Raw genomic sequence first — 25,825 nt, 5'->3', positions numbered from 1 at the left:
ATGCACGCAATCCGCTCGGAACCTACCGCCCTGTGCCGATCCCGTCGCGCCTGGCTTGCCCGATGGCTGGCGGCGGGCCTGGGCCTGGCCGCCGTGTCATCGGCGTCGGCGCAGGCCGCGCGTTACGAGATCGACCCGAACCACCTGACCGTGGCCTTCCTCGTCGACCACGTCGGCTATGCCAAGACGCTGGGCATGTTCAGGACGGCGCGGGGCGGCTACAGCTTCGACGAGACCACCGCCCAGCTGTCGGCACTGCGCATCGAGGTGGACACCGCCAGTGTCTTCACCAACCAGCGCCAGCGCGACGAGCATCTCAAGGGCGCGGATTTCCTCAACAGCAGCGAGCACCCGCGCATGGTGTTCACCGCCGACGGCATGCGCCGCATCGGCGAGCGCAGCTTCGAGATCGCCGGGCAGCTGCAGCTGCTGGGCAAGACCCAGCCGCTGACCCTGCAGGCCACCTGGAACAAGAGCGCCGATTCCCCCCTCGGCGGCCTGGGCCGCAAGCCCTACGTGATGGGTGTGTCGGCGCGAGGCAGCTTCAAGCGCAGCGCCTTCGGCATGAACTACGCCGTGGCCAACGGCTGGGTCGGCGACGAGGTGTCGCTGATCATCGAGTTCGAAGCCATCCGGCAGTGAGACCGCCGGCACCGCCGCCCGGCACCTCGGTGCCGGCGGCTTCCTTGCGTCAGGCCGCGGGCTGGCTGCTTCGGTTCGGGCTGGCGTTTGCGTTCCTCAACGCGCTGCTCAGCTTCGAGAACCGGTGGCCGGGCTTCGGCGTGCACTGGATGCCGCGCTTGTCGTTCGAGCTGTGCCTGGCGGTGACGGCGCTGCTGGCCTGGGTGGCCTGGCGCGGCCACCTGGGCGTGCGCGCGGCCAGCGGCCTGGCGACGGTCTTCGTGCTGCTGGTCGCGGTGCGTTATGCGGATGTGACGGCGCCGGCGGTGCTGGGCCGGCCACTGAACCTGTACTGGGACGGCCGCCATGCGATGGAGCTGCTGCGGCTGGCGCTGCAGTCGGTGTCACCGGGTCAGGCCACCGCGGCCATGCTGGCCTTCGTGGCTGGCCTGGTGCTCACCTGGCTGGGCGCGCGCATGGCGCTGCTCGCCTTGGCCCGCTGCCTGGCCTCGCGGCGCCCCCGCCACATGCTGCTGGCCACCGTGGCGGCGCTGGCGGCCAGCTTCGTGGCCTACGTGCCGGCCCAGCGCGATACGCGCTGGTTCTTCAGCCTGCCCTTGACGCCCACGCTGACGCAGCAGGCCCTGCTGCTGGCCCGGGTGCTGCTGCCGGCGCAGGGCGAAGCGGTCCTGGGAACAAGCCCCGCCTTCGACACCAACCTGGATGGATTGAAGGGCGCCGGAGCGCAAGCCGACGTGCTGCTGATGTTTGCCGAGTCCTATGGCGCCAGCAGTTTCGACCTGCCCGAACTGGCGGCCGCTTTGGCGGGCCCGCGCGCGACCCTGGCGCAGGCCGCGGCCGACACGGGCCGCGGCGTCGTGTCGGCGCGCCTGCGCTCGCCCAGCTTCGGCGGTGCCTCATGGCTGGCCCATGCCAGCGTGCTGAGCGGGCTGGCCATCACCGGGCCCGACGAGCATGCGCTTCTGCTGACCACCCGCCGGCCGACCCTGGTGAGCCACTTCGCCCGCCACGGCTACCGCACCGTCGGCTGGATGCCCGGCATCAAGCGGGCCTGGCCGGAAGGCAGCTTCTACGGCTACCAGCGCATGGCCGGCGATGCCGCCATCGGCTACATCGGGCCAGACTTTGGCTACTGGCGCATTCCTGACCAGGCCGCGATGGCGGCATTGCACGGCCAGGAACTGGTGCCCGGTGCCGACGGCGGCGCGGTGCGCAAGCCACGCTTCGTGGTCTTTCCCAGCGTGAGCACCCATGCGCCTTTCCACCCGCTGGCGCCGTTCGTCGACGACTGGTCGGGCTTGAACGGGCCCGAGGCCTACACCGCCGCCCAGGCGGCGGCAGCGCGCGCCATGCCGCTGGCGCTGCAGCAGCCGATGCCCAACTACATCCAGGCCATGCGCTACCAGTTCCAGTGGCTGGCCAGTTACCTGCGGCAGCTTGCGCCGCTCCCGCTGGTGCTGGTGATGGTGGGTGACCACCAGCCGCCTGCCCTGGTGACCGGACCCGGGGCCAGCTGGGACGTGCCGGTGCACATCTTCAGCAGCGACGCGGCCTTGCTGCAACGCCTGCTGGACCAGGGTTTCGTCAGCGGGCTGCAGCCCCCGGACGCCCCGCTCGGCGCGATGCACGAGCTGACCGCGCAGCTGCTGCGGGCGTTCGATCGACCCGAGCGTCCTCGGCCGGGGCCATGAACACCGGCCAGCGTCGGCACGGGTCGCCGGACGGCCGCCGCCGCCGGCCGCCTAGACCGTGCGTGCGCCGTCCACCGGCAGCTCGACGCCGCTGATGAAGCAGGCGGCGTCGCTGGCCAGGAAGACCGCGGCAGCGGCGACGTCCGAGGGCTTCGACAGGCGCCCCAGCGGGATCGTCGCGATGAACCTGGCGCGGTTGTCCGGCGTATCGGGCACGCCCATGAACTTCTCCAGCAGCGCGGTCTCGCCGATGACCGGGCAGATGGCATTGACGCGGATGCCGTCCGGCCCGAGCTCGACCGCCATCGACTTGGACAGCAGGTTCACCGCGCCCTTCGAGCCGTTGTACCAGGTCAGCCCCGGCCTCGGGCGGATGCCGGCGGTGGAGCCGACGTTCAGGATCACGCCCGCCCGCCGCTGCCGCATCAGCGGCACCACCGCCTGCGCCATGTGGTAGATCGACTTGACGTTGACCGCGAACATGCGGTCGAACGTGGCCTCGTCGACCTGCAGCATCGGCTGGTTGGCGTGGGTGGTGCCGGCGTTGTTGACGACGATGTCCGGCGTGCCGAAGCCTTCGACGCAGGCCCGCACCGCCGCGGCGACCGAGGCGCCGTCGGCGACGTCGCAATCCACCGCCGCAGCCCGTTCGCCGCCGAGTTCGGCGGCCAGTTGCCGCGCCCGGTCGGCCTGCAGGTCGGCGATGAGCACCCGCGCGCCTTCGCCGACGTAGTGCCGCACGATGGCCTCGCCGAAGCCCGCAGCGCCGCCGGTGACGATCGCGACCTTGCCTTGCAGTTGTCCCATCGTCGCGCTCCGGTCAGCCGTGGTAATGCACCAGCGTCTTGGTGCTGCTGACTTCTTCCAGCGCCAGCAGGCCCTTCTCGCGGCCGTGGCCGCTGCGCCGGGTGCCGCCGAAGGGCAGCTCGACGCCGCCGCCGGCGCCATAGCAGTTCATGAACACCTGGCCGGCCTTGACCGCCTTGGCCACGCGCTGCAGCCGGCCGGCGTTCTCGGTCCACACCGCTGCCAGCAGGCCGTAGTCAGTGCCGTTGGCCAGGCCGATCCCATCCGCCTCGTCGTCGAAGGGCATGGCTGCCAGCACCGGGCCGAAGACCTCCTCGCGCGCCAGCGCCGCATCGCGCGGCACCGGGCCGAACAGCGTCGGCCGCACGTAGTAACCGGTCTTCGGTGCATCGGCGGCCACGGTGCCTTCGGCCAGCACCGGGATGCCCGCGGCCCGCGCCTCGTCGATGTAGCGCTGCACCCGTGCGCGCTGCGCCGGGTTCATCACCGGGCCGCAGTCGAAGTCCATGGCCGGCGTGCCGACGCGCACCTTCGCGAAGGCTTCGGCGACGCGGCCGACGAAGCTGTCGTAGATGCCGCGCTGCACCAGCAGGCGGCTGCCGGCGGTGCAGGTCTGGCCCGCGTTCTGCACGATGGCACGCACGATGATCGGCACGGCGCGTTCGGCGTCCACGTCGTCGAACACGATCTGCGGCGACTTGCCGCCCAGCTCCAGCACGCACTTGACCGCGTTCCTGGCCGCCGCCTGCTGCACCAGGGTGCCGACCTCGTTGCTGCCGGTGAAGGAGATGAAGTCGATGCCCGGGTGCGCAGCCAGCGCGGCGCCGGCTTCCTCGCCCAGGCCGGTGACCACGTTCAGCGCGCCTTCCGGCAGGCCTGCGGCGGTGGCGATCTCGGCAAACCGCAGCGCCGACAGGCTGGTGTCCTCGGCCGGCTTGAGCACGGTGCCGTTGCCCATCGCCAGCGCCGGTGCCACGGTGCGCCCCAGCATCTGCGCCGGATAGTTCCAGGGGATGATGTGCGCGGTGACGCCCAGCGGCTCGCGCAGCAGGCTCACCTGGTGGCCCCCCAGGAACGGGATCGTCTGGCCATGCACCTTGTCGGCCGCGCTGCCGTAGAACTCGAAGTAGCGCGCCAGCACCTTGATGTCGTTGCGCGCCGTGGTGATCGGCTTGCCGGTGTCGCGGGCCTCGAGCTGGGCCAGCGCTTCCTCGTGCGCCAGCACCGCCTCCCCGATCCTGACCAGGATGCGGCCGCGTTCGGTGGCGGTCATGCGGCCCCAGGCGCCGTCGAGCGACGCGCGGGCCGCCGCCACGGCAAGGTCGACCTCATGGGCCGCACCGCGGGCGATGTGATCGAAGATCTCGCCGTCGGCCGGCGAGGCGACGGGCAGGGTGGCGCCATCGCGGGCGGCGACCCAGCGGCCACCGATGAACATCTGCTTCATGGAACGCTCCTGTTGCCTTCAAGGCGGTGTTTGCGGCTGTGCAATGCCCGCGCACTGTAGGCAGCCGGCCGCGGCGGCTGAATTGGAAAGTCGGCAACGGCGCCTTGCGCGGCAAGCAAACCGCTGTCGCCGCGGGCGACAATCCGCGCATGCTGCCGGACCTCGATTCCCTTGCGCTGTTCGTGCGTGCCGCAGAGATGGGCAACCTCACCCGCGCCGCCGAAGCCAGCCACATCACCGTGCCGGCGGCAAGCCGGCGGCTCTCGCTGCTGGAGCATCAGTTCAAGGCGACGCTGTTCGAGCGTCATTCGCGCGGGCTGCAGCTCACGCCCGCCGGCGACCACCTGCTGAAGCTGGCCCGCGAGGTGGTGGCCGGCGTGCAGCAGATGCGTGCCGAGATGGGCAACTACGCCAGCGGCCAGCATGCGGTGCTGCGGGTGCACGGCAACACCTCCGCGATGACGCAGTTCCTGCCGGCGGACGTGGCCAGCTTCCAGGCCGGCCATGCCGAGGTGCGCATCGTGCTGGAGGAATGCTGGAGCGAGGAAGCGGTGCGGCGGGTGCGCAGCGGCGAGGCCGATCTCGGCGTCGTGGTCGAGGGTGCCGACCTGCACGGCCTGTGGTCGCGCGGCTACCGCGGCGACCGGCTTGCCGCCGTCGTCCGCGACGACGATCCGCTCGATGGCGAGGCGGTGTCCTTCCACGAGCTGCTCGAGCGCGACCTGGTCGGGCTGGAGGGCGGCAGCACGCTGACGCGGCTCCTGTCGGGCCAGGCGGCGCAGCACCTGCGGCCGATGGCGCTGCGGGTGCAGGTGCGCAGCTTCGAGGCAGTGTGCCGCGCCGTCGAGGCGCGCCTGGGCATCGGCATCCTGCCCATGGCCGCGGCCCGCAGCTTCGCACCGGCGATGCAGCTGAAGGTGCTGCCGCTGACCGATGAATGGGCATGGCGGCGCATGCGCATCGTCATGCGCAGCCAGCCGCCGCGCGAGACGCCGCTGGGCTTGCTGGCCGCCCACCTGGAAGGGTGTGCGGCCCCCGGCGACCTGGCGCCGGCTCCGGCTCAGGCCGGAATGTAGGGCTTCGTCCGCGCGAACGAGGTGCGTGAATTCCACGCTTGCGCCAGCGCCTTCAGGCCCGGCGTGGCGGGCAGCCAGGCTTGGTCGGCGAAGCGGAGTTGCTGGTAGTCGTGCAGCGTCACCGCCGCGATCGCATCCAGCGTCGGCGTGCCGGTGGCCGGTATCTCGCCGGCGCGGGCTTCCAGCCGCAGCATGCCTTCGACCATCGAGCGGCGGCGCCGCAGGCCCACCGGCGTCTCGTCGAACAGCGTGGGCGCGGTCACCTTGCGCGTGATGATGGTGATCACGGAGGCCTCGATCGCCCCCATGGCGATGCCGGCGCGGGAGAGCACGCCGGCGGCGCCGGCTGCCGGGCCGACCAGGCTCGGCCAGTCGGGCGCCGGGCGCGTGGCTTCCAGCCATTGCACGATCAGCATGGCTTCGGTCAGCGGCGTGCCGTCGTCGAGCACGAGCGTCGGCACCCGGGTGGCGGCGTTGGCCGCGCGCAGGCGCTCGTCGTCGGCCCAGGGATCGACCAGCGTCGGCTCGATGTCCAGTCCCTTCTCGATCATCGCGGTGCGCGCCAGGCGCACGAAGGGCGAGGTGGTGTTGGCCAGCAGTTGCATGGTGTGGGTCTCCCGGCGTCAGGCGGGCAGCGCGCCGAGCTGCTTGAGCATGCCGAGGTTGTCGAGCAGCGCCCAATGCTCGATGAGCACGCCGTCGCGGATCTGGAACAGGTCGAGCACGCCGATGTCGATGCGCCGGCCGGTGGCGGCCATGTCCCCCAGGGGGCCGGTATGCGTGGCCTGCACGCGCAGCCGTACCAGCACCTTCTCGCCCTCGGCGACGAAGTCCTGCAGCGGCAGCACCATGTCCGGAAAGGCCGGCATCAGCGCATCGTGCAGCTGTGCCACGCCCTGCGGCCCGCGCACCTCGAAGGGCAGCCCGGGGTCGTGCCGCACGAAGTCGGGCGCGATGTGCCTGGCCATCCATGCAGTGTCGCGGGCGAGGAAGGCCTTGAAGTAGTCGCGGCAGAGCTGCTTGTTGGCTTCCAGGATGCTGATGTCCATCGGCGGTCTCCTGTCGTTGTCGTGTGGATCGAGGAATGGCTCAGGCCGCGACGACGTCGAAGCCCAGTCGCGGGAAATGCAGGTGCAGGTCACCGGCCTGCGCGTCGTGGCGGTGGATCACCACTTCGTGGTCGCTGGCCGCCACCAGCGTGCCGTTGACCGGCACGCGCGCGTTGTCGTCGGGGGTCACCGTCACCGGGCAGCCGGCTCGCAGGCCGCCGGGGTCGCCATCGGGCGCCAGGTGGCTGACCGGGGCAGGTGCCGAGGCGCGCGCCACCTCGAAGGCCTCCTCGGCGCTCATCGCAGCCGGCGTGCCGTGGCCGATGGCGGCGATGCGCTCGTACCAGGGCACCAGCGGCGCGAGGCCGAGCAGCGCATCCACCTCCGGCGGGCAGTTCTTGCGCAGCAGGTGGATCGTCTGCCACACCGCCAGGTCGGCGGCGCTGGGGGCGTCGCCGAGAAGGAAGGGCTGCGCGGCCAGCGCCTGCCTCAGCCAGCCGAGCTGCGCGCGCACCGCCTGCAGGTGCTGCGGGAACTGCGGCGCCATCGCCGGCCTGGAGATGTCGATGCCCAGGTAGCCTTCCTTGCGGTCCTTGATGAATTCGGGCGGGATGTGCTCGCCGATGAAATGAACCAGCACGCCGATGACCGGGATCCACAGCTGCCGCTCCCAGGCAAAGCCCAGCCCCTCGGCGATGCCCTGGCTGCCCGGTGGGTACAGCGTGCGCTGCGGATGCAGCCGATCCAGCGCGGGCAGGATGACGTGGGTGTCGCAGTAGATGTCGGCGCCCACCTGCAGCACCGGCGCACGCCGGTAGCCGCCGGTCAGCGGGGCCAGCAGCGGCCGCGGCGGCATGCCGGCGATCTCGACCGAGCGCCATGCCAGGCCCTTGTGGCCCAGCGCGGTCCGCACCTTCTCGGAGAAGGTGGAGAAGGGGTAGTGGTGCAGGATCAGGTCGGGCATGGCGTGTCTCCAGGCTCAGTACATGATGTGGCCGCCGTCCACCACGATGGTCTGGCCGGAGACGAAGCCGGCCAGGTCGCTCAGCAGGTACAGCGCCGTGCCGACCAAATCGTCGGGCCGCTGCTCGCGGGAGATGGCGCGCGCCTTCAGGAAGCTCTGCTGCCACTCCAGCGGCCGGTTCCTGGTTGCGTCGGTGATCACGAAGCCCGGCGCGATGACGTTGACACGCACGCCGTGCGGCCCGCACTCCTTGGCCAGCCCCTTGGTCATCGACAGCACCGCGCCCTTGGTTGCGACGTAGTGGAGGTAGCCGGGCTGGCCGGCCACCGCCACCACCGAGGCGATGTTGACGATGGCGCCGGACTTCTGCTCGCGCATCGCGGGCATCACGGCCTTGCAGCACTGCCACACGCCCTTGACGTTGACCGCGAAGATGCGCTCCCACTGGGCGGGGTCGAGTTCCTCGAAGGGGGTCAGCTTGACCTCGCGGAAGTACGCGGCGTTGTTCACCAGGCCGTCGATGCGGCCGAACCGCTGCAGGGCGGCGCGTGCCATCGCCTGCACCGAGTCGTCGTCGGCGACGTCGACCCGCACCGCCAGCGCGTGGCCGCCGCTCGCCTCGATGGCAGCGACGGTCTCGTCGGCCGCATGCAGGTCGGCGACGACGACGTTGGCGCCTTGCGCCGCGCAGCCGATGGCGAAAGCCTGGCCGATGCCGGTGGCCGCGCCAGTGACGATCACGGTGCGGCCGGACAGGAGGTCGTGGGGAGTGCTCATGGGTGGGTCCTGGTGGTGAAGGAGGAACGGCGGTCCGTCGCCGCAGGTGAAGCGGTGCGCCGCCGCGGCAGCGCGCGCAGGGCGGCCAGCGTGGCCTCGTCGAGCAGGCCGCGCGGCCGCCAGCGCAGGAACAGTGCGACCAGGCCGCCAAAGACGACCATGCGCCAGCCCTCAAACCAGCGCGTGGCCTCCAGCAGGCCGAGGTCGAGCGCGGTGCCCAGCAGCGGGCCCGCCACGCTCGCCAGCCCGCCGATCAGCGCATAGCCGACCGCATGCACGCCGAGCATCGGATCGAACACGGCCGGGTCGATGAAGGTGGTGCGGTGCGCATACAGCCCGCCGCCCAGCGCGGCCAGGGCGCCGGCCAGGGCCGCGGCGGCGACGCGCAGCCGCGCCGCCGGCCAGCCGCTGGTGTCGGCCAGCGTGTCGTCCAGGCCGACCGCCTGCAGGCCCAGCCCGAAGCGCGTGCGCATCAGCAGCACCAGCGCCAGCGTGACGATGGCCAGCACCGTGAGCGCCATCAGCGCGAACTGCTCCGGCGTGACGCCGTTGGCCAGCAGCCAGCGGATGTCGCGGAAGCCGTGCACGCCGTCCGGCCCGGCCTGCGAGCCGTCGTCGGCCGGCACCCGCCAGTGCCAGGCCGACAGGCCCAGCCGCACCAGCTCCGCGAACGCGAGCGTGGCCACCGCGTAATGCAGGCCGCTCAGGCGCGACATCGCACCGGCGACCAGCGCCGACGCCGCCGCCCCCAGGGCCGCGGCGGCCAGCAGCGCCGGCGCCAGCGGCCAGTCCATCAGCGTGGTGGCGATGGCGGCCGCATAGGCGCCGATCGCGAAGAAGGCCTGCTGGCCCAGCGAGATGCGGCCGCTGCGCAGCACCAGCCAGGCCGAGATCGCCAGCAGCGACAGGACCGCCAGGTCGGTCGCGAGGCCGACGCCGCCGTCCGTGGTGCACAGCGCGTCACGCATGCGCCAGCCCGTGCGAACCGCCGCCGCCGCGCGCCGCGCGCCACACCAGCACGCCCAGCAGCAGCGCCCAGGCGGTGGCGTCGCGGCCGATCGCGCCGAAGGCCGCCTGCGCCTGGGCCTCCAGCACGCCGAGCACGACCGCGCCGACGAGAACGCCGCGCACCGAGCCCAGCCCGCCCAGCATGGCGGCAACCAGGCCCTTGACCAGCATCCACATGCCGAACATCGGCGTCACCTGGCCGTCCAGCGCAAGCACCGCGCAGGCCGCGACGCCCGCCAGGCCGCAGGTGGCGACGAAGGCCAGGCGCTGCACACGCGGCACGTCCAGGCCGACGACCTGCGCCGCGCCGCGGTGGTCGGCCACCGCGCGCCAGGCCAGCCCGGCGCGTGTGTGCTGCAGGAACCAGGCGACCGCGGCCACCAGCACGGCGGCCAGCATCAGCATCGACAGCTGGTCGCCGCGCAGGCCGAACGGGCCGAGCCGCCATTCGGCCGTCACCGCCAGCGACGGGAAGGGATTGAGGTGGCGCGGCAGCAGGGTGACCGCCAGCTGCTCGAGCTGCATCCACAGCGCGAAGCTGGCCGCCAGCGCAGCCACCTCGCGGCCGTCCGCACCGCCGACCGCCAGGCCGCGGGCCGCAGGCGCCGGCGCCCGCCGCGCGCCGGCAAAGCACATCCATTCCACATACAGGCCGACCAGCATCGTGCCCAGCACCAGCACCGCCAGCACCAGCCACGCCGGCGCGCCCATGCGTGCATGCAGCCATGCCCCGGCATAGGCGGCGAGCATGGCGCCGGCGCCGTAGGCGAGGTTGACGCGCCGGAGCACGCCGAAGCCAAGCGTCAGCCCCAGGCCGACCAGCGCATACGGCCCGGCCTGCAGCAGGCCGTCGAGGGTGCGCTGCAGGAACTCGACCATCGCGACTGCCGGCGGGGTGGGGGCGGGGCGGGGCGAGGCTCAGGCCGCGCGCCGTTCGCCGAGGTAGGCGCGCTGCACCACGTCGTCCTCGGCCAGCTCGCCCGGATTGCCTGAGAAGCCGATGCGACCCTGCTCCATCAGGTAGAAGTGCTGCGCCACCTTCAGCGCCATGTGGGCGTTCTGCTCGACCAGGAAGATCGAGGTGCCTTCGGCATGCAGCTGCCGGATGATCGAGAAGATCTCGGCGACGACCTTGGGCGCCAGGCCGACCGAAGGCTCGTCCATCAGCAGCAGCCGCGGCCGCGACATCAGCGCCCGCGCCACGGCCAGCATCTGCTGCTCGCCGCCGGACAGCGTGCCGGCGTTCTGGCCGATGCGCTCGCGCAGCCGGGGGAACCGGTCGAGCAGGCGCTCGATGTCGGCCTTGATGGCGGCGCCGTCGCGGCGACGGAAGGCACCGGCGAGCAGGTTCTCGCGCACGGTCAGCGCCGGGAAGACGAGCCGGTTCTCGGGCACCAGCGCCAGCCCCCGGGCGACGATCTCGGCCGGCGACCTGCCGGCGATCTCCTCGCCCTCGAAGCGGATCGAGCCGCGCTGCGGCTTCAGGATGCCGGCCAGCGTCATCATCAGCGTCGTCTTGCCGGCGCCGTTGGGTCCGAGCAGGCAGGTGACCTCGCCGGCCTTGGCGGACAGGCTCACGCCCTTCAGCGCCTCGATCTTGCCGTAGGCGGTGGCCAGGTCGGTGATCTCGAGCATCGCGGTGTCCTCCGGGGTGTGCAGGGGTCAGGCCGCCAGCGCGGCATTCATCAGCTCGTCGCCGTCGTCGGCACCGAGGTAGGCAGCACGGACCTGGGCATCGTCCTGCACCTGCGCGGGCGTGCCCTCGGCGATCTTGCGGCCGAAGTTCAGCACCGCCACGCGGTCGCACACGCCCATCACCAGCTCCATGTGGTGCTCGATCAGCAGGATCGTGCGGCCCTGGTCGCGCAGGCTGCGGATGCGGGCATCCAGCTCGTCGATCTCCTGCGCGTTCATGCCGGCGGCCGGCTCGTCCAGCAGCAGCAGCGAGGCGCCCGACGCCGCGGCACGCGCCAGCTCCAGCCGGCGCTGCTCGCCGAAGGCCAGGTTGCCGGCCAGCTGGTCGCGCCGGGCCGCCAGGCCGCTGAACTCGAGCAGCTGCTCGGCCTCGTCGCGTGCCGCGCCGGCACCGGCCAGCCAGCGCGCCTTGAAGCCGGCCCAGCCCGACTCGCGCACCACGCGCGCGGCCCACAGGTTCTGCCAGACCGTCAGCTGCGAGAACAGGCGGATGTTCTGGAAGGTGCGCGCGATGCCCAGCTCCGCGCGGCGGTGCGGTGGCAGCGCCGCGATGTCGTGCCCGTCGAAGCGCAGCGTGCCGGCCGTCGGCTTGAACAGGCCGGCGATCAGGTTGACCGTCGTGCTCTTGCCCGAGCCATTGGGGCCGATCAGGCCGAGGATCTCGCCGCGGCGCACCTGCAGCGTCAGGTGGTCCACCGCCTTGACGCCGCCGAAGTGGCGCGAGATGTCGTCCAGTTCAAGCATGGCGGGCCTCCGCGTCGATGGGCTTGGCAGGGCGGGGCGCCGGCCCGCGGCGCGCATGCGCGGGCTTCCACAGCGGTGCGCCGAGCAGGCCGCCGGGTCGCACCAGCATCACCACCACGATCAGCGCGCCGAACAGCAGGCTGCGCCAGTCGCCGAGGAACCGCAGGCCCTCCACCATCACGCCCTGGATGAAGACCACGGCCACCAGCGTGCCGGCCAGGCTCTTCAAACCGCCGAGGATGGGGTAGGCGATGGCGAAGGTGGCCAGCAGGATGGTGAAGTTGCCGTGCTCGATGTGGGTGGTGGTGTGGCTGAAGAGGCCGCCGGCCAGGCCCGCGATCGCGCCGCCGATGCCGAAGGCCGAGACCTTGGCGGCGGTCAGGTCGATGCCCGCGCCTTGCGCCGCCACCTCGTCCTCGCCCACCGCGCGCCACAGCGTGCCGATGCGCGATCGGTCGAGCCACCACAGCGCCAGCATCACCAGCCCGACCAGCGCCCAGATCAGCGCCAGCACCTGCCAGGCGCTCCAGCCGTTGGTCTGGAAGAAGCGGATGCCGCCGAAGCCGAGCCCGCCGTCGGGGCCGACCGGGCCGGACGGCGTCTCGATGCGCCAGCTGAAGTTGAAGAAGACCAGGCGCACGATCTCGGCGAAGGCGGTCGTGGCGACGACCAGCATCAGGCCCTTGACGCGCAAGGCCGGGAAGCCCACCGCCACCGCCACCGCGGCGGCCAGCAGCGCGGCCACCGGCAGCGCGGCGAAGATCGACCAGCCGGCCATCGCCGTGAGCATGCCCGCGCCATAGGCGCCGATGGCGAAGAAGCCGCCTTGCGCCAGGCTGACCTGGCCGGTGTGCAGCACGCACCAGGCCGACAGGCCCAGCAGCGTGTGCACGCCGATCACCTGCAACAGGCCGAGGTAGAAGTCCATGTCGAAGGCTCCCGGTCAATCACGCCCGCCGGGCGCGGCGAACAGGCCGCCGGGCCGGAAGACGAGGAACGCGAACAGCATCAGCATCACGTAGATGTCGCGTTCGCCCACGCCGCGCAGGAACTGGAACAGGTTCTCCACGCCGCCGACGATCAACCCGGCGACGATGGCGCCGGGAATGCTGCCGAGCCCGCCGATCACCGTGACCACCAGGCCCTTGACGGTCAGTGGCAGCGTGAGCAGCGGCGAGAGCACGCCGATGGCCGCGCCCGTCATCGCACCCGCGGTGCCGCCGAGCAGGCCGGCGATCACGAAGGTGCTGGCATTGGTGCGGTCCACGCCCATGCCGCACAGCCGCGCGGCGACCGACTGCTGCGCCACCGCGCGCGTTGCCAGGCCCAGCCGCGTGCGCTCCAGCAGCAGCTTCAGGCCGACCATCGCCGCGCAGCCAAGCGCGAAGACGAACAGCAGGTCGCCCCGCAGCATGAACGGCCCGATGTCGAACACCACGCCGGCAAAGGCCGCCGGGTAGTTCTGCGGCATGCCGGCCGTGGCGTGGATGATGGCCTCCTCCAGCAGCAGCAGCATGCCGACGGTGGACATCAGCGTGGCCAGCGGCTGGTTCAAGGGCAGGAAGCGGAAGCACACCAGGTACACCAGCGCGCCGAGCACGCCGCCGAGCAGCGCTGCGGCCACGTAGACGAGCGGCGTGGGCGCGATCTGCACCACCAGCAGGCTCAGGTAGGCCGCCCCGACCGAGGCCGCGGCATACGAGAGGTTGATCTTGTGCATCACGCCGAAGATGAGCGTGAAGCCGATGCCGATCAGCGCATAGGTGGTGCCGAACATCACGCCGTCGGCCACCGACTGCACCAGGTCCTGCACATCGAGCCAGGTCATGGCAGCCTCTTGCTCAGTTGGCGGCCGGGGTGTGCGCGACGGTCCAGGCCCCCTTCTGCGCACGCACGAACAGGAAGGGCTTGACCGCCTCGCGGTCGTCGGTGCGGCCCACCTTGCCGAGCAGGCCGCTGGTCTCCTTCATCGACGCCAGGGCCTCGCGCATCTTCTGGCGGTCGGCCTGCAGCGTGTCGGGCCGCGCCATGATCTTCGACTTCTCGATCAGGTCCTTCAGCGTGAAGATGTTCTCCCACGCGGCGGCGTTGTGCAGGTCCATGTTGGCGCCCAGCGCGGACACCGCCTCGGCCGCCTTCTTCGCCTCCGCCGTCACCGGCGCGAAGCTGGTCGGGATGATCAGGCCCTCGGCCTGCGCGGCGCAGCCCTGCAGCGTCTCCATGCTCGACGAGCTGGTCAGGCCGACAAGCATCTTCGGCTTGACGCCCTGGCGCTGCATCTCCTTGAGCACGCCGCAGGTGGTGAAGGGATGGGCCGAGACCATCACCAGGTCCGCCTCGCCGCGGCGCATCTCGCGCACCTGGGTGGAGAAGCTGGTGTCGGCCAGCAGCCATTCGCTCTGGCCCTTGACCTCGAAGCCGGTCTTCTCGGCGTGGCCCTTCATCACGTTGAAGGTCGCGTTGCTGTGCGCGAAGTCCTTCTCGACGCCACCCCAGACGGTCTTGATGTCCGGCCGGGTGGCCTTGATCCAGTCGAACAGGCTCTTGTACATCGCCGACTCGCTGGGCACGTTGCGGAAGGCCCATTGCGACATCGACGCCAGGCCGCCCTTGGCGGCCACGTCGGTGTACAGCGGGAACTGCAGGCCCGAGTCGCTGGCGTCGCCGGCCTTCTTCTGCAGGATGCCGAACACCGGCTCGGCCACGTTGCTGCAGGTGGGCCCGACGGCCACGAAGGCATCGTTCTGCGCGGCGATGCGGCGCAGCGCATTGATGCCTTCCTCGGCGTTGCAGCGGTCGTCCAGGTACTCGATGGCGAGCTTGGCCTTGCTGCCGTCGCCCAGCGTGACGCCGCCGGCCTTGTTGATCTGCTCGGCGGCGGCCTTCATCGCGGCCTCGCTGTTCAGGCCGAAGATGCGGACGACGCCGCTCTTGGCGCCGAAGCCGTAGATCTTGACGGTGCGCTCCTGCGCGGCGGCCGGCGCGGCGGCCAGCAGTGCAGCGGCGGTGAGGGTGCCGAGGGCGGCAAGCGAAGCGGCGGTGCGGGTGGCATGGCGGCCCATGGCTGTCTCCTGTGTTGTATGTGCCCGGTGGCGGCGGACTGTCGCGCCGCGCGGCAGGCACTGGCAATTTCAAAGAAGTTCACGCAGCGTTGCCGCCGCCGCAACGGACGGCTTGCGGCATCTGCAATGCTGGATTCGCGCAAAAGCAATTCCGTGGCGCCGCGCCGGCTTTCCACAATGCCGGGCCATGACATCCCCAGGAGCTGCCATGCCGCATCCCGACAACCGCGGCGCGTCCGCCGAAGGCTCGCGTCCGCTCCAGGGCGTGCTGGTGGTCGCGCTCGAGCAGGCGGTCGCCGCGCCGTACTGCAGCAGCCGGCTGGCCGACGCCGGCGCACGCGTCATCAAGATCGAGCGCCGCGAGGGCGACTTTGCTCGCGGCTACGACCGTGCGGTGCACGGCGAGTCGTCGTACTGGGTGTGGATCAACCGCGGCAAGCAGTCGGTCGTGCTCGACGTCAAGAAGGCCGACGACCTGGCGCTGCTCGAGCGCATGTTGTCGCAGGCGGACGTCTTCCTCCAGAACCTGGCGCCCGGCGCGACCGATCGCCTGGGCATCGGGTCGGCGGCGCTTCGGGAGCGGTATCCGCGGCTCATCACCTGCGACATCAGCGGCTACGGCGACGATGGCCGCCTGTTTGGCCTCAAGGCCTACGACCTGCTGGTGCAGGCCGAAAGCGGGCTGATCGCGGTCAGCGGTGCAGCGGGGCAGGGTACGGAATCGCTGGGCCGCATCGGCGTGTCGCTGTGCGACATCACCGCCGGCATGAATGCGCTCATCGGCATCCAGCAGGCGCTGCTGCAGCGCCAGCGCACCGGCCGCGGCTCGGCGGTCAAGGTCTCGCTGTTCGGCTCGGCCGCCGAGCTGATGGCGGTGCCCTACCTGCAGACGCGCTATGGCGGGCAGGCGCCGCAGCGCGTGGGCCTGCGCCATCCGACGATCGCGCCCTATGGTGCCTTCACCTGCGCCGATGGCCGCGACCTGGTCATCTCGATCCAGAACGAGCGCGAATGGGCCGACTTCTGCCGGGTGGTGCTGCGCCGGCCCGAGCTGCTCGAGGATCCGCGCTGCAGCGGCAATGCGGCTCGCGTGGCGAACCGCGGCTTCGTGGACGGCGTCGTCGCCGAGGTCTTCGCCGCCGAGCCCAGCGGCGCCATCGTCGACCGCCTGACGGAGGCGCAAACCGCCTATGGCAGTGTCAACTCGGTGCATGACCTGATCGAGCATCCGCAGTTGCGCACGCGGCGCATGCCGGTGGCCGGGCGCATGGTGGAGGTTCCGGCCTCACCCTGGAGCGTCGAATGGGAAGGTCAGGGCTTCGCGCCGGCCCCGGCGCTCGATGCCCAGGGTGACACGATCCGCGCCGAGTTCGCTCCATGGCCCGAAGCGGTTGAACGCTGAGCCGCCTCTGCGCCACGCGGCCGATGCCCATGGCATGGCCGTCGGAACCGAGCAGGCCAAGCTGGCGCCGGTGGCGGCCCGGGGTCGGGGTGCAGTGACCTCGTGCGCGTGGCACGACCAGGAGCAGCGCCACGCCAGCCATTCAGCGTCACCGCACCTGGCAGGTGCTCCCACAGGCGCGAGCTATGCTTGGCTGACATGCCCGTGCCGATGCCCGCCCACCGTTGCCAGCTGCTGCCCGCACCGTGGCACGGTGTGCATGGCGTGCTGACCGACAGCGCGCGGCATTTCGGGCGGCATGTGCACTACACCTTCGGCATCGGCCTGCTCGAGCGGGGCGGTCAGCGGTCGGCCAGCGGCTGCGGCGAGGTGGAAGCCCGGGCCGGCGACCTGCTGGCGCACAACCCGGGCGAAGTGCACGACGGCCGCCCGCTGCAGGGTGCACCGCGCCGCTGGTGGATGCTGCACCTGGAGCCCGACCAGCTGGCCCGCTGGGGCGGCACCGAGGCAGCGGCGGACGCCATCGAGCTCACCCGCCCGGTGCTGCAGGATGCGCGGCTGCACGAGGCGCTGCAGTCGCTGTTCGGGCGGCTGCTGCAGTGGCATCGGCAGCCGTCGCTGCCGGCTGCGCAGGCACTGGCCTGCGACGAGGCCTTGGCCCGGTGCTGCAGCCGCCTGCTGGGCGCCCATGCCGGCCGCGCCCAGGCCGCGGCCCCCGCGGTCGGCGGCGCCGCGCTGGAGACCGTGCGCGAACGGCTGGCCGACACCGCCTCGGCCGCGCCCAGCCTGGCGGAGCTGGCCCGGCTGGCCGGCAGCAGCCGCTTCCAGCTGCTGCGCCAGTTCCACCGGCTGCATGGCCTGCCGCCGCACGCCTGGCTGCTGCAGCAGCGGCTGGAACAGGCGCGCCGGCTGATACGCGATGGCCATGGCCTGGCCGAAGCGGCACTGCAGGCCGGGTTTGCCGACCAGAGCCACATGACCCGGCTGTTCGGGCGCCAGTTCGGCTACACGCCGGGTGCGTGGCAGCAGGCCGCCGGCCGCCGCAGGCCGCTGCAATAACGTTCAAGACGGGCGCGCGCCGGCTGCGCAGACTGACGGCATCGTCACTCCCAGCCGCCTACGCCATGCAGTTCTTCCACAGTCCCGCGGTGTGGGCCGCGCATCCCACGCTGGTGTGCGGTGCGCTGGCCGTCGGCGGCATCACGCCGTTGCTGGCCACCGGCCACGCCGTGGCACCGCTGCATGCCATGGCCCGCGAACGCCTGCAGCAGCACGGCGAGGGCGAGCTGCCGGAAATCCAGGCATGGCGCCGCGCCTTCTCGGCCATGGGCCACAAGCCGACGCAGGTGCGCTGCGCGGCCGAATCGCTGCTGCGGCGCTTTCGCAAGGAAGGCACGTTGCCCACGCTGCATCCGCTGGTGGACCTGTGCAATGCGGTGTCGCTCGGCTTCGCCGTGCCGATTGCGGTGTTCGACCTCGACCAGGTGGCCGGGCCGCTGGTGGTGCGGCCCGCCGACGGCAGCGAAAGCTACCTCAGCTTTGCCGGCGAGCTGGAGCAGCCCGAACCGGGTGAGATCGTGTTCGCGGATGCGCTGCGGCGGGCGCATGCGCGGCGCTGGTGCCACCGGCAGAGCGCGACCTCGGCGGTGCAGCCGGGCACCGCGCGGGCCTTGATCGTCGCGGAGGCCCTGCATGCCGGCGCGGAGGCCGGCATGCCGCAGTTGCTCGCATGCCTGGCCGAGGCACTGGCACAGGGCGGTGCGCAGGTGCACGCACGGGCCGTGCTGTCGGCTGCGGCGCCGGTGTTCCACGCTTGATGTCCGCTGCGGCCTGCGCTGCATCGGCGGGTCGTCGGTGCGCCAGCTCAGCCGAAGGTCAGTGCATAGACCTCGACCCCGGGGCGGTCGAAGGTGATCTCGATGTCGCTGAAGGCGATGGGGCCGGGCTGGCGCAGCAGCGCATACAGCCGCTGGCTGGACGCGGTGCCGCGGCCTTCGGGGTCGGTGTCCACGCCGTGTGCGGCGCCCGGCGCCCGGCCGTTGATGCGCACGGTGAAGTTCACGGCAGCGCCCGCGGCGGGGCAGCCCATCACCAGGTTGACGTCGCGTGCATGGAAGCGGCAGGTCAACTCCGCGCCGCCGTACTCGGCGCGGGCCGCCTCGGAGGTGACCGTCCAGTCGCCCGACAGGCTCCAGTGGTTGTCCGGCGTCTGCGGCGGACGGCGGTACGACTGCCGGCGCCCGGCCACCAGCGCCTGCGCGGCAGCCACGCGTTCGGCGGGCAGGGCGCGGAGGTAGATCTCCGGGGTTTTCAGGCTGGCCCAGTCGGCCGGTGCCTGCGCACTCCGCCCTTGCACCTGCACGAGGTCGGTCGGCACGCCGGCTGCACCGGCCTCGCCCAGCAGCTGCTGCAGCATCCGCTCGGTGGCCGCGTACTGCCCTTCGCCGTCGTGCTGCCAGCGGATGCGGCCGGCCGCATCCACCAGGTACAGCGCCGGCCACGCGCGGTTGCCGAAGGCCTGCCAAACCTGGCGTTGCGAATCGACGGCCACCGGGAACTCGATGCCGAGCTGCCCGCTCGCCCGTCGCACGTTCGCCAGCGATTCTTCGAAGCCGAACTCGGGCGTGTGGATGCCCAGCACCACCAGGCCCTGCGCACGGTACTTGCGCGACCACGCCTGGATGTAGGGCAGGGTGCGCAGCCAGTTCACGCAGGTGAAGGTCCAGAACTGCACCAGCACCACCTGGCCGCGGAGCTGCCGCGCAGACAGCGGTTCGCTCTGCAGCCAGGCCACGGCGCCACCCAGGTCCGGCAAGGGACGACCGCCAGGCTGCAGCGCGGCGCCTTGTGCCGCGGCGGAACGCCACCAGGCGCTGGCCAGCAGCAGCCCGCCGCTGCGGACCCAGCGGCGGCGTGAGGAGGAGGGCGGCGATGGGCTTGGCATGGGTCGGGCGGCCACTGCGCAGGAGGGGTCTGCCGGCATGCCGTGGGTGCACTGTACCCAGGAACGCCGCGAGGACTCACAGCCCGTGCAGCGCGCGGATCTCCTCGACCGCACGTTCACCGATCACCACGCAGGGCGCCATGGTGTTGCCGCTGGTGATGTGCGGCATGACCGAGGCGTCGGCGATGCGCAGGCCCTGCACGCCGTACACCTGCAGCCGGCCGTCCACCACCGACATGTCGTCGCGACCCATCTTGGCGGTACAGGACTGGTGCCAGTAGGTGACCGCGGCATTGCGCACATAGGCCTCCAGCGCCGGCCCGCCGAGCCGGCCCGGCAGGCTCTCCCGCTTCACCAGCCCGCGGAAGGCGCTCTGCGCACCCAGCTCCTGCACCAGCCGGATGTTGTCGAGGGCGCAGCGCAGGTCGTCGGGGTCGGACAGCGTGCCCGGCTGGATGACGGGCTCATCGCCGATGTCCGGGCCCGACAGCGTGATGCGGCCCCGGCTCTTGGGATGCGCCAGCCCGGCGAACATGGTCCAGCCGTGCGCGGGCACGTCCGGGCCGGCAGTCTCCAGGCTGGGCACCGGGAACTCCACCTGGCAGTGGAACATGTCGGGCAGGCGCAGCGCGGCATCGCTGCTCCAGTACAGCGTGGCCTCGGAGCCGCCGTGGCCCACGGCCTGCGGGGACTCGTATTCGAAGATCACCGCGAACGAGACATGGTCCTGGTGATTGGCGCCCACGCCCGGCAGGTGCTGCACCAGCGGAATGCCATGCCGGCGCAGCTCCTGCCCGGGGCCCACGCCGGACTGCATCAGCACCTTGGGCGTGTTCACCGCGCCCAGCGACAGCACCACCTCGCGGTCCGCGGTGAAGCGCTCCAGCCGCCCCTCGCGCAGCGCCTCCACGCCCACCACGCGCCGGCCCTCGAAGACCAGTCGGCGGACCTGCGTGTGCGTGAGGACGGTGAGGTTGGGCTGGCCACGCCGCGGCTGCACATAGGCGCGGTAGATCGAGTGGCGCTGCCCGTCCTTGACGATGAGGTCGTTGAGGGCGGCGCCGCCACGGCCTTCCATCATGCGGCCGTTGGGGTCGTCGAAGGCCGGGATGCCGATCTGCTGCGCGGCCTCCACCAGGGCATGCGCCACTGGCTGCGCATCGCGCGCCGGGCCGACGTGCACCGGCCCGCCGCGGCCGCGGCGCTGCGGATCGGGCTGGCCGATGTAGTCCTCGACCCGCCGGTAGATCTTCAGCACCGCGTCGTAGCCCCAGGCGTCGTCACCGCTTTCCAGGGCGAAGTCGTCCCAGTCGTTCTTGTGGCCGCGGGCCCAGACCATCACGTTCACGCTGGAGCCGCCGCCCAGCACCCGGCCCATGTTGAGCGGAATGCGCCGGTCGTGCAGATGCGGATTGGGCTGCGCGCGGAAGTTCCAGTCGCGTGCGCTGCCGAGGTTCAGCGGCCAGTTGGCCGGCTGCATCACGTCGGCATGCGCGTCGTCGCCGCCGGCCTCGATGAGCAACACCCGCACCGCGGGGTTCTCCGCCAGGCGGCCGGCGACCACGCAGCCGGCGGTGCCGGCGCCGCAGACGATGAAGTCGTAGGCCTGGCCGGCGGGCGGCCCGTCGTGCACGGGAGGATGGAGGGGAGCATTCATCGCTGCACCACCGCCTCAGTGCTGCGCGGCCTGCACGGCCTGCAGGATGGCCTGGGTCACCTCCTTGGGATGGGACAGCTGCGGCACATGGCTGGCCGGCACGCGCACGATGGTGGAGCCCACCTTGCGCGCGTTGTCCAGCTGCAGGGCCGGCTGGATCATCCTGTCCTGGTCGGCCACGATGAACCACGACGGCCGGGTGGACCAGGCCGCCACGGTGACCTTCTCGTCGAAGTTGGCGGCGCGGATCGGACCCTGCACCGCGTTCATCAGCCGCTGCTTGGCCGGTGGCACGTCCTGCGCGAAGTGCTGGGAGATGCCTTCGAACGACATGGTGACGAAGCCTTCCTTGTCGACCACCACATGCTCCAGCCCGCTGGCCTTGGGATAGTCCTTGGTCATGTCGTTGATCGACTGGCCGACGGCGGGCGCGAAGGCGGCCACGTACACCAGCGCATTCACGCGCGGATGGTTGCCGATCTCGGTGATCACCATGCCGCCCCAGGAGTGGCCCACCAGCACCACCGGGCCGGTCTGCACGTCCAGCACGCGGCGCGTGGCGGCCACGTCGTCCGCCAGCGAGCTCAGCGGGTTCTGCACCGAGACCACCTTCAGGCCCCGGGCCATCAGCGATGGCACCACCTCGTTCCAGCCGGAGCCGCCGTCGAAGGCGCCATGCACCAGCACCACGGTGGGCTGGCGGCTGTCGGTGGCCGCCTGCGAAGGGGCGACGATGGCCATCGAGGCCATGCCCAGCGCGAACAGGAAGGCGGAGGGCTTGAAGATCGACTTCATGGGGATTCCTTTCAGGGGTTGGGAGGACGATGAGCAGGACTGAGCCTGTGCCGCTACTGTCCTGCCGCCCCTGGAACGGCACATGGGGCCGTCGTCGAGGCGGGCGTTGCGCCCGAAGCCCGGGGTGGGCATTCGACTTTCGGCTGACGGCGCCGGAGGCGCTTATCGCGCGCCGCCGACGCCGGTCGACCTGGTGGCCTGCGTTGAAGCCGGGCGGGCGTGCTCATGGACGCGCTGCCCGCCGCTGTCGCTGCAGCTCGCCGATGCATCGCGTCGGCACCAGCCGCTGGCGGCCTGACCGGGCGGGCCGCGCAGGCGGCTAGCGCCGCTTGCGGCCGGCCGCGGCGGGTGCGGGCGCAGGTGCGGGTGCGGGCGCAGGTGCGGGTGCGGGTGCGTCGAGGATGCAGTCCTCGAACAGGCGCAGCCCGGCTTCCAGCACCGAGAACCCGCCCGGCACCTGCCGGAAACGCGCCAGCTGCGCGTCGAAGGCCACCCGCATGCGGCCCAGGATGCCGTCGACCACGTCCTTGCCGTGGGGCGTCAGCCCGATGAGGAAGCTGCGCCGGTCGTGGGGATCGGGGATGCGTTCGACCAGGTTGCGCTTGGACAGCTGGTCCAGGCGGTAGGTGGCGGTGCCCGAGGTCACGCTGTGCATCCTGAGGATGTCGGTGGGCCGGAGCGCATACGGCTCGCCGATGCGCCGCAGCGCCATCAGCAGGATGAACTCGTGGTGCTTGACGTCCGCCTGGTCGCACTCGGCGATGATGATCTTGTCCAGCAGCATGCCGATGCGGCGGATGCGGATGCCCATCAGCAGTGCCTCCGAGCCCTGCGCGCCCAGCACCTCGCGCCACTGCGTCACGAGCACGTCCGCATTGCCCCAGATCGGGCTTTGGTGGGCAGGGTCGTGCTGCGGATCGAGGGCATCGGCGTAGGCGGTCAACAGCGTCGCGACATCCGTGGACGGCTTGGCTTTGGGCGGCATCGCTGCAGTGTAACGTATCTTTAACTTGAAGAAGATGCTCTTTCATGTACCATGACTTTCAAGATACTTGAAGCTCGTGATGCTTGAACAGGAGGCTGGCGATGGAAGGCGTGAACCTGGGTGCGTGGGACGCGGCCATCGCCGAAGGCGCGCAGGCGGCCAGCCCGCGGCCGGCCGCTGCTGCGGCCCAGACCGAGGTCTTCCGCTTCGACGAGTTCGAACTGCATCCGGCGCAGCGCACGCTGCTCCAGCGCGGGCAGCTGCTGCGCATCGGCAGTCGCGCGTTCGATCTGCTGGTGGTGCTGTGCAGCCGCGCGGGGGAGGTGGTGTCCAACCGGGAGCTGCTGGCCGCGGCCTGGCCCGGCCGGGTGGTGGAAGAGGGCAGCGTGCGGGTGCACATCGCCAACCTGCGCAAGGCGCTGGGCGATGGCGTGGGCGAGCGGCGCCTGATCGCCAACGTGCCGATGCGCGGCTATTGCTTCGTGGCGCCGCTGGTGTGTGCCGTGCCGCCGTCGCCCGCGGCAGCCGCCGCACCCTCGGTGTCGGCGGTGCCGTCCGTGCCGCCCGCCCGTGCGCTGGTAGCCGGTGCCGCGCGCGAGCGGTTCGCGGGGCGGCTGCCGCTGCTTACCGGGCTGGTGGGCCGTGAACGCGAATCCGCCCAGCTGGTGCAGGCGCTGCACCAGCGCCGCTGCGTCACGCTGATCGGTACCGGCGGCATCGGCAAGACCAGCATGGCGTTGCCGGTGGCCCGCCAGTTCGCCCAGGCGGAGCAGTACGAGGCGGTGCTGGTCGAGCTGGCCGCGTTGTCGCATGCCGACCGGGTGCCGATGGCCATCGCCTCGGCGCTCGGCGTGGTGATGCCCGATCTCGATCCGCTGGCGGCCATCGCCCAGCACCTGCAGGGCGACCGCCGGCTGCTGATCGTGCTGGACAACTGCGAGCATGTGATCGACGGCGTGGCCACGGTGGCCGAGCAGCTGCTGTGCCGCTCCAGCACGGTGCGCCTGCTGGCCACCAGCCGCGAGCCACTGCGCATCCAGGGCGAATGGGTGCAGCGACTGGAATCGCTGCCCGCGCCGCCGCCGGCGCTGCAGGGCAGCCTGGCGGAGGCGATGCGCTTTCCGGCGGTGCAGCTCTTCGTCGAGCGCGCCGCCGCGGCGGCCGGCGGCATCCCCATCGGCGACGACGAGGTGCCGCTGGTGTGCAGCATCTGCCGGCGCCTGGACGGCATCCCGCTGGCCATCGAGCTGGCGGCGGGCGCCATCGAGGCGGTGGGCCTGCGCGGCCTGGTGGACCGCCTGGGCAGCCGGCTGGGCAGCCGCCTGGTGATGATCGGCCGCGGCCGCCGCACCGCATCGCCACGCCACCAGACGCTGCGGGCCACGCTGGACTGGAGCCATGCGCTGCTGCCGCCCGAGGAGCAGGACCTGCTGGCGCGGCTGTCGGTGTTCCGCGGCGTGTTCAGCCATGCCGGTGCGGCGGCGGTGTTCGGCCAGGCGCCGGAGTTGCTGGACGCCTGCCTGGCCGGCTTGATGAGCAAGTCGATGGTGGTGGGCGAGCACCTGGGCGAGTCGATGGCCTACCGCCTGCTGGAGACCACCCGGGAATACGCGGCCGAGCGCCTGGCCCGCAGCGACGCGCAGCAGGAGGTCGCGCTGCGCCATGCGCGCCACCTGCTGCAGCAGCTGCAATCCGGCCTGCCCGAGGACGCCGTCCACCTCGGCGTGCCGGGCGTGGCCGCGGCGGACTGCTGCATCGACGACCTGCGGCAGGCCGTGCAGTGGGCTTTTGCCGGCGAGGGCACCCGCGCCCTGGGCGTGGCCCTGGTGGCGGGATCGGCCCCGGTGTGGTTCAGCCTGTCTATGCTGACGGAGTTCCGCGGCCTGGCCGACACCGCGCTGGCCGCCATCGACGGCATGGCGCCGGGGGAAGCCGATGCGCAGGCCGAGATGCGCATCTGCGAGGCGCTGGGCCATGCGCTGTGGCACACCCGCGGCGGCGGCGAGGCGATGACCGCCGCCTTCCGCCGCGGCCTGGCCATCGCCGAACGGCTGCAGGCCACCGCCTTCCGCCTGCGCTGCCGCTGGGGGCTGTGGCTGGTGTGCAATGCCGAAGGCGACTATGCCGGCTCACGCCGCCTGGCCGAGCAGTTCGGCGACATCGTGGCCCACGACGACGATGCGGCCGTGCGCCTGACCCATGAGCGGATGATGGCGCTGGGCACCCATTTCCAGGGCGACCAGCCGCTGGCGCGCGAGTTCGCGCAACGGGTGCTGCAGCGCGCGCCGGCGCGCAGCCGGGCAGTGTCCCGCTGCCAGAGCCAATTTGCCCCGCGGGTCGCCGGCCTGACGGTGCTGGCCCGCACGCTGTGGCTGCAGGGCTTTGCGCAGCAGGCCCTGGCCCGCGCGGAAGAGGCGGTGCAGGAAGCGCTGGCCATCGACGATGCGTTGTCGCTGTCGTACGCCGTGGCCATCGGTGCCGCGCCGGTGGCCTTCTGGTGCGGCGACCGTCGCCGGGCCCGTGAATGGGTCGGCCTGTTGAACGAGCAGGCGGGCGTGCGCTCCCTGCGCTTCTGGAAGGCCTTCGGCGATGGCTACCAGCAGCTGATCGCGCTGCAGGACGATGCCCGGGCGCCAGCCCCGGCGCTGGCCAGCGGGCTGGGCCTCACGGTGCGCGAGGCCTTGTGCACCGTCGACCCGCGCTTCCTCGATGCGCCGCTCATCGCCCGTGCCGAAGCCGGCGCCGCCGGCTGGTGTACCGCCGAGCTGCTGCGCCTGGCGGGCGAGGCGCAGCTGCGCGCCCAGGCCGGCGACGCGGCCCTGGCGCTGTTCGGCCAGGCGCTGCAGGTGGCGCGGGCGCAGCAGGCCCTGGCCTGGGAGCTGCGCTGCAGCACCAGCCTGGCCAGCCTGCTGATGGCGCAGGGCCAGGCCCGCCAGGCCCGGGATGCGCTGCAGCCGGTGCTGGACCGGTTCGAGGAAGGGCACGACACGCCGGACCTGCTGCAGGCGCAGGCGCTGCTGCGGCATGACATCGTTTGACAAGCCATAACTGGCCTGTGCGGCCGCCGCGGGACACCATGC

The 25,825-nt window shown here is 71.9% G+C and carries 24 protein-coding genes; 7 read left to right on the top strand and 17 right to left on the bottom strand.

What is annotated here, in order from left to right; translation table 11 throughout:
* Nucleotides 1–642: a YceI family protein gene (locus tag VO99_RS03200; protein ID WP_046111359.1), complete on the top strand. Its 642-nt coding sequence runs from the start codon at nucleotides 1–3 to the stop codon at nucleotides 640–642.
* Nucleotides 639–2,333: an LTA synthase family protein gene (locus VO99_RS03195; protein WP_052736059.1), complete on the top strand. Its 1,695-nt coding sequence runs from the start codon at nucleotides 639–641 to the stop codon at nucleotides 2,331–2,333. The genes VO99_RS03200 and VO99_RS03195 overlap by 4 nt, the downstream gene beginning before the upstream one ends.
* Nucleotides 2,334–2,384: 51 nt before the next feature.
* Here VO99_RS03195 and VO99_RS03190 read toward each other — a convergent pair whose 3' ends face one another.
* Together VO99_RS03190 and VO99_RS03185 are read right to left on the bottom strand one after the other, a co-directional pair.
* Entirely contained in the window at nucleotides 2,385–3,140 is a 756-nt protein-coding gene (locus tag VO99_RS03190; RefSeq protein ID WP_046111358.1) for an SDR family oxidoreductase, read from the bottom strand.
* 13 nt (nucleotides 3,141–3,153) lie between these two features.
* Nucleotides 3,154–4,587 (bottom strand): aldehyde dehydrogenase family protein, encoded by a 1,434-nt coding sequence (locus VO99_RS03185; protein WP_046111357.1) that lies wholly within the window; start codon nucleotides 4,585–4,587, stop codon nucleotides 3,154–3,156.
* Between the two features lie 149 nt (nucleotides 4,588–4,736).
* Here VO99_RS03185 and VO99_RS03180 point away from each other — a divergent pair, with 149 nt between their 5' ends.
* Nucleotides 4,737–5,663 (top strand): LysR family transcriptional regulator, encoded by a 927-nt coding sequence (locus VO99_RS03180; protein ID WP_046111532.1) that lies wholly within the window; start codon nucleotides 4,737–4,739, stop codon nucleotides 5,661–5,663.
* Here VO99_RS03180 and VO99_RS03175 read toward each other — a convergent pair.
* From VO99_RS03175 to VO99_RS03125, 11 genes are read right to left on the bottom strand one after another with little or no spacing between them, the layout of a single operon-like run.
* Nucleotides 5,648–6,268, bottom strand: coding sequence for a glutathione S-transferase N-terminal domain-containing protein (locus VO99_RS03175; RefSeq protein ID WP_046111356.1), 621 nt, complete (start codon nucleotides 6,266–6,268; stop codon nucleotides 5,648–5,650). The two genes, VO99_RS03180 and VO99_RS03175, sit on opposite strands and share 16 nt — an antisense overlap.
* 18 nt (nucleotides 6,269–6,286) lie before the next feature.
* On the bottom strand, nucleotides 6,287–6,712 hold the full coding sequence (locus VO99_RS03170; RefSeq protein WP_046111355.1) for an ester cyclase: 426 nt from the start codon (nucleotides 6,710–6,712) through the stop codon (nucleotides 6,287–6,289).
* Between the two features lie 40 nt (nucleotides 6,713–6,752).
* On the bottom strand, nucleotides 6,753–7,676 hold the full coding sequence (locus tag VO99_RS03165) for a glutathione S-transferase family protein (RefSeq protein ID WP_046111354.1): 924 nt from the start codon (nucleotides 7,674–7,676) through the stop codon (nucleotides 6,753–6,755).
* Nucleotides 7,677–7,691: 15 nt separating this feature from the next.
* Nucleotides 7,692–8,453: an SDR family NAD(P)-dependent oxidoreductase gene (locus tag VO99_RS03160; protein WP_046111353.1), complete on the bottom strand. Its 762-nt coding sequence runs from the start codon at nucleotides 8,451–8,453 to the stop codon at nucleotides 7,692–7,694.
* Nucleotides 8,450–9,421 (bottom strand): branched-chain amino acid ABC transporter permease, encoded by a 972-nt coding sequence (locus tag VO99_RS03155; protein WP_046111352.1) that lies wholly within the window; start codon nucleotides 9,419–9,421, stop codon nucleotides 8,450–8,452. Before VO99_RS03155 ends, VO99_RS03160 begins: the two co-directional genes overlap by 4 nt.
* Nucleotides 9,414–10,340: a branched-chain amino acid ABC transporter permease gene (locus tag VO99_RS03150; protein ID WP_046111351.1), complete on the bottom strand. Its 927-nt coding sequence runs from the start codon at nucleotides 10,338–10,340 to the stop codon at nucleotides 9,414–9,416. Before VO99_RS03150 ends, VO99_RS03155 begins: the two co-directional genes overlap by 8 nt.
* 39 nt (nucleotides 10,341–10,379) lie before the next feature.
* A complete protein-coding gene (locus VO99_RS03145) occupies nucleotides 10,380–11,096 on the bottom strand; it encodes an ABC transporter ATP-binding protein (RefSeq protein ID WP_046111350.1) in 717 nt (238 codons plus the stop codon).
* A gap of 27 nt (nucleotides 11,097–11,123) precedes the next feature.
* A complete protein-coding gene (locus tag VO99_RS03140) occupies nucleotides 11,124–11,900 on the bottom strand; it encodes an ABC transporter ATP-binding protein (protein ID WP_198156854.1) in 777 nt (258 codons plus the stop codon).
* Nucleotides 11,893–12,828, bottom strand: a complete 936-nt coding sequence (locus VO99_RS03135) for a branched-chain amino acid ABC transporter permease (protein ID WP_046111348.1) — start codon at nucleotides 12,826–12,828, stop codon at nucleotides 11,893–11,895. Before VO99_RS03135 ends, VO99_RS03140 begins: the two co-directional genes overlap by 8 nt.
* Before the next feature lie 15 nt (nucleotides 12,829–12,843).
* The gene (locus tag VO99_RS03130) at nucleotides 12,844–13,728 is read right to left on the bottom strand and encodes a branched-chain amino acid ABC transporter permease (protein WP_046111347.1); all 885 of its coding nucleotides are present in this window, start codon (nucleotides 13,726–13,728) and stop codon (nucleotides 12,844–12,846) included.
* Nucleotides 13,729–13,741: 13 nt separating this feature from the next.
* Entirely contained in the window at nucleotides 13,742–14,962 is a 1,221-nt protein-coding gene (locus tag VO99_RS03125) for an ABC transporter substrate-binding protein (protein ID WP_046111346.1), read from the bottom strand.
* A gap of 208 nt (nucleotides 14,963–15,170) precedes the next feature.
* On the opposite strand from VO99_RS03125, the gene VO99_RS03120 reads away from it, so the two are divergent.
* The 3 genes from VO99_RS03120 (at nucleotide 15,171) to VO99_RS03110 (ending at nucleotide 18,181) form a co-directional block, all read left to right on the top strand.
* Complete coding sequence (locus VO99_RS03120; protein WP_046111345.1) at nucleotides 15,171–16,364, top strand: CaiB/BaiF CoA transferase family protein; 1,194 nt, start codon at nucleotides 15,171–15,173, stop codon at nucleotides 16,362–16,364.
* Between the two features lie 210 nt (nucleotides 16,365–16,574).
* Nucleotides 16,575–17,423 carry a helix-turn-helix transcriptional regulator gene (locus tag VO99_RS03115; RefSeq protein WP_232315250.1) on the top strand — a complete coding sequence of 283 codons (849 nt, stop codon included), beginning with the start codon at nucleotides 16,575–16,577 and terminating at the stop codon, nucleotides 17,421–17,423.
* Nucleotides 17,424–17,488: 65 nt separating this feature from the next.
* Nucleotides 17,489–18,181, top strand: coding sequence for a B3/B4 domain-containing protein (locus VO99_RS03110; protein ID WP_046111343.1), 693 nt, complete (start codon nucleotides 17,489–17,491; stop codon nucleotides 18,179–18,181).
* 47 nt (nucleotides 18,182–18,228) lie between these two features.
* Here the strand turns inward: VO99_RS03110 and VO99_RS03105 are convergent, their stop codons facing one another.
* From VO99_RS03105 to VO99_RS28570, 4 genes are all read right to left on the bottom strand, one after another.
* Nucleotides 18,229–19,308 (bottom strand): redoxin domain-containing protein, encoded by a 1,080-nt coding sequence (locus tag VO99_RS03105; RefSeq protein WP_198156853.1) that lies wholly within the window; start codon nucleotides 19,306–19,308, stop codon nucleotides 18,229–18,231.
* 76 nt (nucleotides 19,309–19,384) lie between these two features.
* Complete coding sequence (locus tag VO99_RS03100; RefSeq protein WP_046111342.1) at nucleotides 19,385–20,965, bottom strand: GMC family oxidoreductase; 1,581 nt, start codon at nucleotides 20,963–20,965, stop codon at nucleotides 19,385–19,387.
* Between the two features lie 15 nt (nucleotides 20,966–20,980).
* Nucleotides 20,981–21,760: an alpha/beta fold hydrolase gene (locus VO99_RS03095; RefSeq protein ID WP_046111341.1), complete on the bottom strand. Its 780-nt coding sequence runs from the start codon at nucleotides 21,758–21,760 to the stop codon at nucleotides 20,981–20,983.
* Between the two features lie 319 nt (nucleotides 21,761–22,079).
* Nucleotides 22,080–22,745, bottom strand: a complete 666-nt coding sequence (locus VO99_RS28570; protein WP_052736056.1) for a MarR family winged helix-turn-helix transcriptional regulator — start codon at nucleotides 22,743–22,745, stop codon at nucleotides 22,080–22,082.
* A 101-nt stretch (nucleotides 22,746–22,846) separates the two neighbouring features.
* Here VO99_RS28570 and VO99_RS03085 point away from each other — a divergent pair, with 101 nt between their 5' ends.
* Nucleotides 22,847–25,783 (top strand): ATP-binding protein, encoded by a 2,937-nt coding sequence (locus tag VO99_RS03085; RefSeq protein WP_083440324.1) that lies wholly within the window; start codon nucleotides 22,847–22,849, stop codon nucleotides 25,781–25,783.
* Nucleotides 25,784–25,825 lie beyond the last annotated feature (42 nt).

Origin of the sequence: Aquincola tertiaricarbonis (assembly GCF_000969605.1) — a bacterium.
GTDB lineage: Bacteria > Pseudomonadota > Gammaproteobacteria > Burkholderiales > Burkholderiaceae_C > Aquincola > Aquincola tertiaricarbonis.
The sequence above is the reverse complement of the archived record's forward strand: the minus strand, read 5'-3'. Positions and strand labels throughout refer to the sequence as shown.

Coding starts and splice junctions, on each gene's coding strand:
- VO99_RS03200 (WP_046111359.1), top strand. CDS start 1: ATGCACGCAATCCGCTCGGAACCTACCGCCCTGTGCCGATCCCGTCGC.
- VO99_RS03190 (WP_046111358.1), bottom strand. CDS start 3,140: ATGGGACAACTGCAAGGCAAGGTCGCGATCGTCACCGGCGGCGCTGCG.
- VO99_RS03185 (WP_046111357.1), bottom strand. CDS start 4,587: ATGAAGCAGATGTTCATCGGTGGCCGCTGGGTCGCCGCCCGCGATGGC.
- VO99_RS03180 (WP_046111532.1), top strand. CDS start 4,737: ATGCTGCCGGACCTCGATTCCCTTGCGCTGTTCGTGCGTGCCGCAGAG.
- VO99_RS03175 (WP_046111356.1), bottom strand. CDS start 6,268: ATGCAACTGCTGGCCAACACCACCTCGCCCTTCGTGCGCCTGGCGCGC.
- VO99_RS03170 (WP_046111355.1), bottom strand. CDS start 6,712: ATGGACATCAGCATCCTGGAAGCCAACAAGCAGCTCTGCCGCGACTAC.
- VO99_RS03165 (WP_046111354.1), bottom strand. CDS start 7,676: ATGCCCGACCTGATCCTGCACCACTACCCCTTCTCCACCTTCTCCGAG.
- VO99_RS03160 (WP_046111353.1), bottom strand. CDS start 8,453: ATGAGCACTCCCCACGACCTCCTGTCCGGCCGCACCGTGATCGTCACT.
- VO99_RS03155 (WP_046111352.1), bottom strand. CDS start 9,421: ATGCGTGACGCGCTGTGCACCACGGACGGCGGCGTCGGCCTCGCGACC.
- VO99_RS03150 (WP_046111351.1), bottom strand. CDS start 10,340: ATGGTCGAGTTCCTGCAGCGCACCCTCGACGGCCTGCTGCAGGCCGGG.
- VO99_RS03145 (WP_046111350.1), bottom strand. CDS start 11,096: ATGCTCGAGATCACCGACCTGGCCACCGCCTACGGCAAGATCGAGGCG.
- VO99_RS03140 (WP_198156854.1), bottom strand. CDS start 11,900: ATGCTTGAACTGGACGACATCTCGCGCCACTTCGGCGGCGTCAAGGCG.
- VO99_RS03135 (WP_046111348.1), bottom strand. CDS start 12,828: ATGGACTTCTACCTCGGCCTGTTGCAGGTGATCGGCGTGCACACGCTG.
- VO99_RS03130 (WP_046111347.1), bottom strand. CDS start 13,728: ATGACCTGGCTCGATGTGCAGGACCTGGTGCAGTCGGTGGCCGACGGC.
- VO99_RS03125 (WP_046111346.1), bottom strand. CDS start 14,962: ATGGGCCGCCATGCCACCCGCACCGCCGCTTCGCTTGCCGCCCTCGGC.
- VO99_RS03120 (WP_046111345.1), top strand. CDS start 15,171: ATGCCGCATCCCGACAACCGCGGCGCGTCCGCCGAAGGCTCGCGTCCG.
- VO99_RS03115 (WP_232315250.1), top strand. CDS start 16,575: ATGCCCGCCCACCGTTGCCAGCTGCTGCCCGCACCGTGGCACGGTGTG.
- VO99_RS03110 (WP_046111343.1), top strand. CDS start 17,489: ATGCAGTTCTTCCACAGTCCCGCGGTGTGGGCCGCGCATCCCACGCTG.
- VO99_RS03105 (WP_198156853.1), bottom strand. CDS start 19,308: ATGCCAAGCCCATCGCCGCCCTCCTCCTCACGCCGCCGCTGGGTCCGC.
- VO99_RS03100 (WP_046111342.1), bottom strand. CDS start 20,965: ATGAATGCTCCCCTCCATCCTCCCGTGCACGACGGGCCGCCCGCCGGC.
- VO99_RS03095 (WP_046111341.1), bottom strand. CDS start 21,760: ATGAAGTCGATCTTCAAGCCCTCCGCCTTCCTGTTCGCGCTGGGCATG.
- VO99_RS28570 (WP_052736056.1), bottom strand. CDS start 22,745: ATGCCGCCCAAAGCCAAGCCGTCCACGGATGTCGCGACGCTGTTGACC.
- VO99_RS03085 (WP_083440324.1), top strand. CDS start 22,847: ATGGAAGGCGTGAACCTGGGTGCGTGGGACGCGGCCATCGCCGAAGGC.